Here is an 11,267-nt window from a genome sequence, read left to right as displayed (position 1 = left end):
CACCATGCCCGTCAGCCTTCGCGCATAATCCAGGCTAGAGTGTTTTTCGAAACGTGGCGACGACGACGCCCCACACCTCGGCAGGTGTCTCCTCGCAAATGACAAACTCCGGAAAATCGGGATGTTCGGCTCGGAGGACGGCGCGGCCTCGGGCCAGTATATGCAGCCGCTTGATCGTCATATCACCACTGCAGTTCGCCACGACGATATGACCATGCCGCGCCGTCACGCTGCGATCCACAATGATGTAGTCGCCGTCCATGATGCCGGCGCCGGTCATCGATTGACCGGAGACGCGCATGACGAAGGTTGAGCTGGGCCGCTCAATCAGGAAGGTCGCCAAGTCTATCTCGCCTTCCAGGTAGTCGTCGGCAGGCGAGGGGAAGCCTGCCGGCACGAAGCGGCCATGCAGCGGCATGGGGAGGTTGGTGAGGAAGGTGGCGAGTGGAATAGACATGAGCATAGCAATTGTTCCCGATTCGTTCTCTCTACACTCAATGAAAACAAGGGTCGAGCGCAAGCCCAATAGGATGGGACGCTATTTCAGTGGCGGATCGTGATGGCCGGGCATGCATCGAGAAGGCAATCGTGCCATCCGAGAGCCCACTTCAAAATGCCGCTACAACGTTGGCTGCAGCCCAAACCAAAATTTCTGTAGTGAACTGGATGACCGGGTTTGGTCGAGAGAAGCCTGTCTGCTTACCGGTGCCTGATGGAGCGAAGCGGGCGTAGCCGCTTTGGCTGCTCCCGACCCTAACTAGACCATTCGTTATGGGTGCGCTCGGCAACCCAGACCATGCCCTGCCAGATGCCGAGGTGCTCGTCCTTCACAATGCGAACGAGATCGGCAGATCGGCGTCTGCTCTCCATCCTCCCGGCGCTAGGCCGCCGCCTGTAATTCCTGGCGATGCCGCCGGTAGAGGAAGCTGTCCATCTCTGGCACGAAGCGCACGACCTCGAATCCAGCCTTAAGACCAGGCTGACGTTGTCGGGTACGACGATCGCGCCTGCGGTGTGCCATCCGGCGCCGTCGAGCATCAGGGCGGCATGCACGCCGTTGGGGAGCGTCGCGGCGAAACGGTTGAGGAAGGCCTGCATGGCGGCGGCGCCGACCTCGGTCATGACGAGGGCGAAGGCCTCGTCGGTGCCAGGGCGGACGGCGCCGTAGAGCCAGGCCGAGGCGTAACGGTGGTCGATCACGCCCTCGGAGCGGACGCCGCGCTCGAACCAGACGCGGGCGCCGCGGCCCTTCTGGCCGACGCGGGCCTCGTCCTGGCACCAGAGTTGGACCTCGGCTTCAGGATGCGCCTTTGCGACGGCGATCAGCGCGGCGGCAAGGCCCTCCTTTTAAAGTGCTCCTGCGCGGCCCTGTCGGCCTTCGGGTGGCAGGGGCGCGTCTTCTGCCAGGATAGATCGAGGGACTTCACCAGCCGCAGCATGCCGCCCTCGTGTTAGGCAACTCCGGAGCGGTTCGACGTATACGTCGAACCGGCGATCCGGCAGAGGTCGACGATGCGCCAAGCGGAAACACCCTCGCGGTCTGGATCCGGACCGCGCAGCACGATCGCCTTCAGCGTCGCCTGCTGACCCTCGGTGAGCCAGACCGGCCGGCCAGGGCGCGGCTGATCGCGCAAGCCAGCGACACCAGCGGCGTTGAAGCGGTGCACCCAATCGCGCAGCGTTTGCCGATCCATGCCGGCGGCCCGCGCGGCGACATCTCGGCTCATCCCGTCCAGCACATTGGCCAGACCGAGCAGCCGGGCGGCAACGCGCCCGTCCGCCTCGCGTCGCGCCAGGCGACGCAGCTCAGCTGCCTCGATGTCCGTCCGGATCGGCACCGCCGCGCCCATGCCATGCCCCTGCGAATCGACAGGGAAAAGCGCATCACGCAGCGCAGACGGTCGCCATTCACACGAGAGTCAGGAGTTCATCGGGCGGTTATTAGATCTTTAGAAACCCGCTTCTGAATGGCAATAAAATGCCTGAGTTGGGTGGAGAGCGGACGTAGACGTGCAACTCCTCAACTACCGCTTTGCGCCCTAAAATGACGTCCAAGATTCTTCTGCGTACTCCCAAAATATACCACAGAAGTTTTGCTGGTTAGCTAAAGCACATCCGGGGCTGATACCACTCAAATAGTGCTATTTCGTGCCTTTATGTTTCCGTCGAACTATGTTTAATATTGGCGGTTGCAGACGATTAAATGCATGATGTCAGGGGGATTTGCATTGAAAATTTACGCCGTATTGATTGAGAATTTTCGGGGCATCAGATCTGCAAAGCTAGTGCTGCCCGACCATGCCGTCCTCATCGGCGACAACAACACAGGCAAATCGTCGCTTCTGGAAGCGATAGATCTTGCGCTCGGGCCGGATAGACTGAGCCGTCGCCCTCCAGTCGATGAGCATGATTTTTTTGAGGGTAAATATCTCCCTGGGGTGGCAGCTTCCGTTGAGGAAGGCGCCGTGCCCGATGAGGCTGAAGAGGCGGCCGCAGTCGAAGCCCCGAAGATTACCGTCGAAGTCACCATCATTGGCCTGTCGGAAGAGCAGGAGGCCAGGTTCGGCGGCAATATCGAATGGCTCAATATCGAAACCGGCGATTTTTTCATCGAGGCCCACCCGGCGGGTGTCGATGCCGCGAACATCAAGGCAGCGTTGCGCGTCACCTTCATCGGCGCCTACGATTCCGATGAGGACGATTTCGTCGGCAACTCGTTCTATTCACGCAGCCTGACGGAAGAAGACAAGCCCGAGCCGTTCACCAAAAAGGACAAGCAGCATTGCGGCTTCCTGTTCCTGCGTTCTCTGCGCACCGGCTCGCGGGCGCTGGGCCTGGAGCGTGGTAGCTTGCTCGACATCATCCTGCGGCTGAAAGAAATTCGGCCGCAGATGTGGGAGGGAACGATCAGCACGCTCGCCGCCTTCGACGTGGCAAGTGACCCTACGATCGGGATTTCCGGGGTGCTCGCCAGCATCGACAAGTCGCTGAAAAAATATGTGCCGCGGGAATGGGGTGTGAAGCCACACCTCAAGGTGTCGAACCTCACACGTGAGCATCTGCGCAATGTAGTGACCGCCTTCATCGCCACCGGCGACGGCGACCACGCCGCACCCTTCTACCGACAAGGCACCGGCACGATCAACATGTTGGTCTTGGCGATGCTATCGCAAATCGCTGAGGATAAGCAAAACGTCATCTTCGCCATGGAAGAGGTCGAAACCGCGATCCCGCCCTATGCGCAGAAACGGATCGTGCATGAGCTGCGCAAGCTGGCCGCGCAGTCGATCGTCACATCGCATTCGCCCTACGTCCTCGAGGAATTTAAGCTTAACGAGACCGTGATCCTGTCGCGGGCCAGTGACGGTGTGCTCAGCCAAGCGCAGATAGCATTGCCCGACAGCGTCAAACACAAGCGTTATCGGCAAGAGTTCCGCACTCGCTTCTGCGAGGGCCTTCTATCTCGTCGCGTGCTGATCGCCGAAGGCGCCACCGAGACCAGCGCCTTTCCGGTGGCCGCGCGGAGGCTGTCGGAGCTAAACCCCGCTACCTACGCCTCGCTTGAGGCGCTCGGCATCTGCATCATCGACGCTGGCACCGAGTCCCAAATCGCCGATCTCGCAGGGCTGTATAAGGGCCTGGGTAAGCGCACGTTCGCGCTTTGCGATAAGCAGGCCGATCCGGCGAAGGCGGCAATCGAAGCCCAGGTCGAGCGGCTATTCATGCACGAGGAGAAAGGGATCGAAGATCTCATTCTTAAGAATACGACCCAGGATGCACTCGAGCGGTTTTCCGGCGCGCTCGACTGGCCGCCGCATATCTTTGTGAGATATCCCGATCCGAAGGCCAATGTGATTGCGGCGTTAAAAGAATATTTCGCCTGGGCAAAGGGCAACTGGGGCATCGCTGATTTCCTCGGCCAGTGCTCCGAGGCCGAAATCCCGTCCTGGATCCGCGATGCCTGCATAACGCTAAAGGCGATCTGTGATCCGCCGGCCGTGCCGCCCGCTCCGCCAGTTCACGGCGGGCTAGCCGCCCCCGCACCCGGATTTTAGAGGGTGCGATGGTCGATCTGACGCAGGCGCAAAAGGATGTTCTGATTACCGAGGGGCATCAGCTCGTCGTGGGCGGTCCTGGCTCTGGCAAGACCACCGTGTCGATCTTGAAGGCGGCCAAGATCGCGCGCGAGAAACTGCGGCCGGGGCAGCGCATCCTTTTTCTCAGCTTCGCGCGCGCGACTGTCTCGCGCGTGTTTGAGGCGATCGATGAACAACAGTCGGTCACGAAGGAAGAAAAGAGGCGGATCGAAGTCGATACCTACCACTCATTCTTCTGGCGCATCCTCAAGGCGCACGGCTATCTGGTCGGGTTTCCGCGGCGGATGACGATCTTGACGCCGCCGAACGAGGCGATCGCGCTTTCGACCATTCGCAGCGCCTTCAAGGCGCAGTCCAAGCTGTCAGACGAGGAGAAAGCGCAGAAGGCCGCGCTGGAAGTGGCCGAGCGTATGCGTCTGGCGACGGAAGAGGGCAAGGTCTGTTTCGAATTATTCGCGGAGCGGGTGGCCATCTTGCTGCACGGCTCGGCCAAGGTCCGCGAGCTTGTGTCGACCATGTACCCATTCATCGTCCTTGACGAATTTCAAGACACGAGCGCCCAGCAATGGCGCGTGGTCGAGGCAATCGGGAACAGCAGCACGCTAATCGCACTGGCTGATCCCGAGCAGCGAATCTTCGATTTTATTGGAGCCGATCCCAAGCGCCTTAACCACTTCAAGGAGGCATTTAAACCCTCCGAGCACGACTTGGCCAACGAAAATCACCGGAGCAAAGGCACGGATATCGCGATTTTTGGCAATCATCTCCTCACGGGCAATTTTCGCGACGAGCCTTATCAGGGCGTTGAATTCGAAGGCTTCGGGTCTAATCCTAATCAAGCCTTTACATCGCTCGTCGCGCAGGTTCTGCAGGCACGGCAACGGCTCATCGCGCTCGGTCGCCGCGACTGGTCGCTCGCGATTCTGGTTCCGACGAAGCGCATGACGCGTCTGGTGTCAGACAATCTGAGCGCGCCATTCGGCAAAGTGCCGCCCATCACGCATACGGCTGCAGTGGATATGGAAGGTCCCATCCTTGCCGCCGAGGTGATCGCTTTCCTCCTGCAACAAAGCATTCACAGAGACCGCATTGATAAATTTGTCGACTTGCTTTGCAGCTTTTTGAACGGACGCGGCGGGGCGACACCGACGAAGGGCAATTTGGCCGATGCCGTGCGTTTCAGATCGGCACTTGAAAAGTGGAATGGATATCTCGCCAGGGGCAAGGCACCGCCAGGTAACGGTGTCCTCCAGACCACCTTCGCGGTCTACCAGGCCGCGACAGCCATTACCTTGACCGGACAGCCCGATGCCGATTGGACTGCCGTTCGAGCCGTCCTTGAGGCCGGCGCCTGCACGAGGCTCGTCGAGGTGGCGCAGGAAGCCCGCAATGTCCGCCTGCTCGAACGTGGTACGCAACTGCGTCAGAGCCTTTCACAGGATTGGCGCGACACCGGCGGCTACAAGAACGCACTAGCCATCACGCGGCAGGCATTCGTCAAGGAGCATTTCGCGACGGCGCATAAGCCAGAGTCCGGGGTCGTCATCATGAACATGCACAAAGCCAAGGGTAAGCAGTTCGACGAAGTCATCATATTCGAAGGCTGGCCAAAGCGTTTCAAGGGGGAGATCGTGGGCAACCCGGATCGTATCGTTGGCGGCAATGTAAACACAGGCGCGATGACCCAGGCGCGCCAAAATTTCCGTGTCAGCGTGACACGTGCAAAGATCCGCACAACTGTCATGTCTCCCACTGACGACGTCTGCGTACTGCTGCTATCCGCCGAATAAAGCTGAGCTGCGGACGCTGTGCGAGCAGCGCTATGCCGGCAATCCTTTTCCGGCGACGCAGGGCCTGAGCCCGTCACGCGTGATCTATCTGGGGTCGCGCCAGTTGTCTGGCGGCAGCATCTCCGCCTCGCCGGGCAGCGCTCGATGGGGTCGGGGGAAAATGCCGGGTCAGGTTCCGGGACCGCCACCATCGCCGAGCCTCCCGGCCGTGCGCCGCGCCATCATGACGCGGCTGTTCGCCGACCTCGTCACCCCGATCCGATGTCCGCACTGCCGGCGCAAGCTCAAGGCACCATCAGATTTTAGACTGCCCAGGCAGTGTTAAGGTCCGTCAGTGAGTCCGATCCTAATCTCCAGTCTTGCGCCTCGAAGCGCGTAAAAGATCGCTCGCCTCGATCCCTAATGCTTGCGCAAGTTTGTCAACGACGTCAACGCTTGCGCTGTAGACCCCCCGTTCGAGAGCGCTGACGTACGTTCGGTCGATTTCCGCGCGATGCGCTAATTCCTCCTGCGACAAGCATCTGTCACGGCGTAATCGCCGCAAATTTTGCGCGAGGACCTCCCGTATGTGCATGGGCGAGAGGGCAGCGGCTTGTTGAGTATTCTACTACGGAGTATACTCAACAAAGCAGGGTGAGTATGGATTGACCCTGACACCTCGTGTAGGGCGGGACAGGCCACATGACGGGCATGCCATCCGAGTTTGAACTTACGCAAGCCGTCGTTGATAGCTTACGAGACAGAGAGGAGGGGCGAGCTAATCGCCTGAATGCGATCGAACGGCGTCTAGCTGCTCTCGAAACGCGCTTACATCGTATGGAGGCACTCGAGGGCGAGTTCAATAAAGGAACAATAAGGAAGGTATTAGGACGGACAAATTTAGCGCCTAGTAAGCTTGGGCGGAACAAAATATAAAAACGTTAATCTCGAGCATTTAGCCAGGCATACCGGTTTTACCGAAAGAGAGTTCAGCCTTGGGAGCGTGGTGAGGCACGATCGGGCTGACGTTGAAGCAATAGCCAATGCCCCGGTTTTAGCAATCGGAATTCATAGTATCGCCAAAACGTCAGGCAAGCCAAAATGATCGTATAATCTCGGTGTAGCGTGTTGTAATCGAGCTGAAGGATCAAAATATATGAATGACAACCCTAACGCAGAAGATTTTGAAACGTATAGCGTCCACATTCACGAGGATGCCGGTCGGCTACCGTTACGAGTGGTGCAGTTCGGTAGTGTCATTGTAATCGGGTTGGAGCTTACACCGGAACAACGTGCTCGCAACTCGGCCGAAAGCGAGGCCGCACTACGTCGGTTAAGAGAGCACATTGGAAAGCCTGGGGTAAAAATCGAAAGAAGGCCAGGCGTGCCGCTTGTTTATGCGAACAAAAATATGCCGGGGACTGTTATACGTGAACTTAACGGACGTAAAGAGGTTGGCAAGCTATTGAAAGACGGCAGTTTCGTGTCGCTTCTGGCTGATCGGCCCCCATCGATTGGTCCGGGGGGGTTTTTAGCGGATTAGCACGACGGCAGATTAGCACGACGGTCGATCCTGGGGCGCTATGTGGCGCCTCAAATACGGCAAGGGCCTTATCCGTAAGAAGAATGTGCCCTGGGTCCTCAATCTGCTGGGGTGACTCTGCATTCTAGTGGATGTTGGTGTCTCAATGTCGTTCACCACCAACGATGGTCGCCGTCCGAGTTACGGGAAGAAATGGCGGCGACCGCTTGGCTGACGGTCCTCTTCTGACGCCCGAGAGATTGCGCCAGATCGGGGAAAGCATGGTTTCCTTCGACCGCTGGCAGTCGCTACTCGCCCGCGTCTTGGGCGCAAACCTGCGAACCCTGCAGCGCTATGCCAGCGGCACTCTCACTGTCCCGCCGGACGTCGCCGAGCGTCTGCTGATGAAAGTCGACCTCGCCGAGGCGACGGTGGCGAAGGTTTGTCGGCGGCGCCCTGGACTCCCTAGATTTCGTCATCCCCGGGGAGGGGCATGTATATCCGAACGTCGGCAAGACCTTCTCCTGGATGCCCACCGAGCGCGTGTATGGCGTGCCGGCGCACCTGCACCCGATCAGTCTCTGCGTCCTGGCGCGCCTGCTGCGCCGTCCGCGCGATTGGTCCCTGAGACATTTCAACTGATGGGATCTTTAGGCGACACTATTGCCAGGGGCACCGGCACCAAACTGCCAGAGTGAATAGCCGCCGAAGTGATTGGCATCTCGAGCAAGGGTTTTGCATGCGACTTTCCATGTTTCGCAGGCGGTGCCCTGCTTGTGCTGTCTCTGGGATCCAAGGACGACGTATCATTCGCCATCAGCAAAGAGGCCATGGAAGCCGTCCGGGCCCAGATCTCGGCGCGTCAAATCCGTCGGCTACCACCCACCGTGTGGGCCAGCCGCCTTGTTTTACAAGTTAGGGGCGCCAGGGATGGGGGCGCTCTTAAGCCAGGGTAAAGCCATGAGGCGTCCGAGCGAAATCCATGTGTTGCCCCTAACCCGGACGGCCCAGGATGCCAATTGAGGGGCGGGGGAGGTGATGTCGCTAGGCACCGTGCCCTTCTCGCCGCCGGTGCTGCGACCTGCCACTTGGCGCTAGCGCAGTCCTCTCCAGCCGGACAATTCGCCTCATCATGCACTGTGCCGAGGGTAGTCCAGCCGATGTCGCAGCCCGGCTGCTTTCCTAGGCGCTCCCTACCTGCCTACTGGCTACCTGCCTAGGTGATACCTGCCTACGGGGCTGGCTGAAGGTTAACCTGCACCAAGCCCGTGGTTTAGATAAGAACCCACGGTGGGCTTGCACCCACGGCGGTTTTCAAGACCGCTGCCATAGACCGCTCGGCCACCCATCCTTATCTTCAGGGCGATTCAGGCTGACGGGCAAGCTACCGGGTCGGCAGCCGATGGGAAGGGTCAAATGATGCGTTCGGCTGCCATCGCTCTCTCCGCCACGCTTGCGCTGGGCGGCACCGCTGCAGCGCAGACCGGGCCAGCCCGCGACCTGCCGGCGCCGGACCGGCGCGCCGCCATCAGCTTCCTGTCGGAGAACGACACCTACGGCCGCAGCACCGACCGCTATTACACCAACGGGGCCCGGTTCAACTGGAGCTCCGCCGAAGAGTCGCTGCCAGGTCCCATGGCGGCACTGGACCGCGCCCTCGCGGATCTCTTCGGTCCGGCCCGCAGCCGCTGGGGCATCGCGCTGGGCCAGAACATGTACACGCCGATCAACAAGCGGTTGCGCGAACCCGATCCGCGGGACCGCCCCTATGCCGGCCTGCTCTATGGCGAGGTTTCGCTCGACCGCCGCACCAGCACGACGCTCGACCGCTTCAGCATGACGCTCGGCGTGGTGGGCCCGACCTCGCTGGCCCGGCAGACCCAGGACATCGTTCACGCAGCCATCGGCGACCGCCAGGCCCGCGGCTGGGGCTTCCAGATCCATGACGAGCCGGTCTTCAACATCGGCTATGAACGCACTTGGCGGGAGCGGCTGCTGAACCTGCCGGGCGACCTCGCGGTCGATGCCCTGCCGACCGTGACGCTGGCGGCGGGCACCATCCATACCTATGCCGGCGTCGGCGCTCGGGTTCGAATCGGCCAGGGGCTCGAGCGCGACTTCGGCGCCCCGCGCATCCGCCCGACCATCGCCGACAGCCCGGCTCCGGTCGGGGATGGTTTCGGCTGGTACCTCTTCGCGGGTGCCGGCGGCCGGGCCATCGCCCGCGACATCACGCTGGACGGCAATACCTTCCGCGACAGCCGCTCGGTGGATCCGCGCCACTTCGTGAGCGACCTCGAACTGGGCGGGGCGGTCTTCTGGCAGAATATCCGGCTGGCCTATACCCAGGACTTCCGCAGCAAGGAATACGTCGGCCAGAAGAAGGACTTCGTCTTCGGCGCGCTGTCTCTGTCCTTCTCCTTCTGATCCCAGGCGCCCGGGGAAGGCGGACTTTCCCCGGGCGCTCCGGCGCTACTCGCCGGCGAGGCGCGCCGCCATCATCGGCGCGCCGAGCCGCATCATGCCGCCGACATCGGCGGCCCGCTCGAGGCCGACGACCGCATCGGCCAACTGGATCGCCCGGTCACGGCCCAGCACCGCATCCACCAGCCCATGGAACTTGGCGCGCAGCTCGGCCTCTGTGAGGAAATTCTCCGGCTCGCCCTTGGCGATGCGGATCATGCGCACATGCTCCTGGCCGCGGGCGCGGAGCGTCAGCTTGCCGGACATGTACTCCGGAAACAGCGCCTGGACCTCCGGGTCCTCCACGCAGTTGACCTTGGGCAGGATGGAGCGGACGACCGGGTCCTGCAGATGGGCGTAGCTGTCCCAGCCCATGTGGCCGTGCACCAGGCCGCAGGCGACGACGAAGGGGCCGCTGAACTGGCCGTCGACCACGTTCTGCGGGTTCTGCTTGTAGGCCAGCGGGGCGCCGACCAGCAGCATGCCCTTGTTCGGCAGGCCCATGGTGACCGCCTCGATCTCCTCCGGCTTCAGGCCCAGTTCGGCCCGCAGCGCGATGGCGGCATCGACCGAGGCATGGCCGTAGCGGCAGGAGGGATAGGGCTTCACCGCCGTGTTCATCAGCTCGAACTGATGGCCCAGGCCCTGGAGGGCGCGTTCCGGCGTCGGGTTCGGGGCATAGGCGCGGAGGAAGCCGGCCTTGCCTTCGAAGGCCTCGGCGGCGCCGCGGAAGCCCTCGCGCGCCAGAGTCGCGGCGGCGAGACCGTTCATCGCGCTCCAGCCGACCTGGAAGCGCTTGGTCCAGGCGCCGTTGGCGAGGAATTGCAGGCTGCCGGCGGCCTGGGACAGGGCGATGCCGAAGGCGTCCTGCATGCCCTTGGCATCCAGGCCGAAGACCCGGGCAGCGGCAGCGGCGGCGCCGAAGGCACCGCAGGTGGCCGTCGGGTGATAGCCCCGGTCGTAGTGGTCGCCGCCGGGCAGGGCGAGGGCCAGCCGGCAGGTCACCTCGTAACCGGCGACGATGGCCGAGAGCACGGTGCGACCGCTGGCGCCGACCATCTCGGCCGCGGCGAGCGCCGCGGGAATGACCGGGGCGCCGGGATGCAGGGTGCCGGCCGCATGGGTGTCGTCGAAGTCGAGGCTATGGGCCAGGGCGCCGTTCAGCAGCGCCGCGCCGGCGGGCGTATAGCGCGCCTGGTCGCCGAAGACGGCGGAGCCGCCGGCCGCCAGGCCCAGCGCCCGGACCATGGCGAGCAACGCCGGTGTGCTTTCGGCATCGTGCCGGCCGCGCACGATGTTGCCGACCAGATCCAGCACGAGGTAGCGGGTGCGCTCCTGCACCTCGGGCGGCAGGGTGGCGAAGTCGAGCGAGGCGCAATAGGCGGCGATGGTTTCGGTGACGGCGGCCATGGCGTT

Annotated in this window: 10 protein-coding genes and 1 pseudogene; 5 read left to right on the top strand and 6 right to left on the bottom strand. The window is 61.9% G+C overall.

All coding sequences use genetic code 11. From position 1 onward, the window contains the following. Nucleotides 1-34: 34 nt before the first annotated feature. From QWZ14_RS08365 to QWZ14_RS08355, 4 genes are all read right to left on the bottom strand, one after another. Nucleotides 35-463, bottom strand: coding sequence for a LexA family protein (locus QWZ14_RS08365; protein ID WP_290316174.1), 429 nt, complete (start codon nt 461-463; stop codon nt 35-37). Between the two features lie 290 nt (nt 464-753). Next, the gene (locus tag QWZ14_RS08360; RefSeq protein WP_290316178.1) at nt 754-1,323 is read right to left on the bottom strand and encodes a transposase; all 570 of its coding nucleotides are present in this window, start codon (nt 1,321-1,323) and stop codon (nt 754-756) included. Next, nucleotides 1,323-1,439: a winged helix-turn-helix domain-containing protein gene (locus QWZ14_RS31935; RefSeq protein WP_353959285.1), complete on the bottom strand. Its 117-nt coding sequence runs from the start codon at nt 1,437-1,439 to the stop codon at nt 1,323-1,325. Before QWZ14_RS31935 ends, QWZ14_RS08360 begins: the two co-directional genes overlap by 1 nt. Before the next feature lie 12 nt (nt 1,440-1,451). Beyond that, entirely contained in the window at nt 1,452-1,850 is a 399-nt protein-coding gene (locus tag QWZ14_RS08355) for a helix-turn-helix domain-containing protein (protein WP_290316173.1), read from the bottom strand. Nucleotides 1,851-2,228: 378 nt separating this feature from the next. Between QWZ14_RS08355 and QWZ14_RS08350 the strand changes: the two genes are divergently transcribed. The 3 genes and pseudogenes from QWZ14_RS08350 to QWZ14_RS32140 form a co-directional block, all read left to right on the top strand. Continuing rightward, nucleotides 2,229-4,055, top strand: coding sequence for an ATP-dependent nuclease (locus QWZ14_RS08350; protein ID WP_290316172.1), 1,827 nt, complete (start codon nt 2,229-2,231; stop codon nt 4,053-4,055). Between the two features lie 8 nt (nt 4,056-4,063). Then, nucleotides 4,064-5,887: a UvrD-helicase domain-containing protein gene (locus QWZ14_RS08345; RefSeq protein WP_290316171.1), complete on the top strand. Its 1,824-nt coding sequence runs from the start codon at nt 4,064-4,066 to the stop codon at nt 5,885-5,887. A 108-nt stretch (nt 5,888-5,995) separates the two neighbouring features. Beyond that, nucleotides 5,996-6,193: pseudogene (locus QWZ14_RS32140) on the top strand (IS701 family transposase); the annotation flags it as partial. A gap of 40 nt (nt 6,194-6,233) precedes the next feature. On the opposite strand, the gene QWZ14_RS08340 reads toward QWZ14_RS32140, so the two are convergent. Further along, on the bottom strand, nt 6,234-6,461 hold the full coding sequence (locus QWZ14_RS08340) for a helix-turn-helix domain-containing protein (RefSeq protein ID WP_290316170.1): 228 nt from the start codon (nt 6,459-6,461) through the stop codon (nt 6,234-6,236). A 561-nt stretch (nt 6,462-7,022) separates the two neighbouring features. Between QWZ14_RS08340 and QWZ14_RS08335 the strand changes: the two genes are divergently transcribed. Together QWZ14_RS08335 and QWZ14_RS08330 are read left to right on the top strand one after the other, a co-directional pair. Beyond that, a complete protein-coding gene (locus QWZ14_RS08335) occupies nt 7,023-7,409 on the top strand; it encodes a hypothetical protein (protein ID WP_290316169.1) in 387 nt (128 codons plus the stop codon). Nucleotides 7,410-8,804: 1,395 nt separating this feature from the next. Beyond that, nucleotides 8,805-9,815, top strand: coding sequence for a lipid A deacylase LpxR family protein (locus QWZ14_RS08330; protein ID WP_290316168.1), 1,011 nt, complete (start codon nt 8,805-8,807; stop codon nt 9,813-9,815). A gap of 45 nt (nt 9,816-9,860) precedes the next feature. Here the strand turns inward: QWZ14_RS08330 and QWZ14_RS08325 are convergent, their stop codons facing one another. Beyond that, on the bottom strand, nt 9,861-11,261 hold the full coding sequence (locus QWZ14_RS08325; protein WP_290316167.1) for an MmgE/PrpD family protein: 1,401 nt from the start codon (nt 11,259-11,261) through the stop codon (nt 9,861-9,863). Nucleotides 11,262-11,267: the final 6 nt, after the last annotated feature.

It is taken from the genome of Paeniroseomonas aquatica (assembly GCF_030409335.1).
In the GTDB taxonomy this organism is placed as follows: domain Bacteria; phylum Pseudomonadota; class Alphaproteobacteria; order Acetobacterales; family Acetobacteraceae; genus Belnapia; species Belnapia aquatica.
The sequence above is the reverse complement of the archived record's forward strand: the minus strand, read 5'-3'. Positions and strand labels throughout refer to the sequence as shown.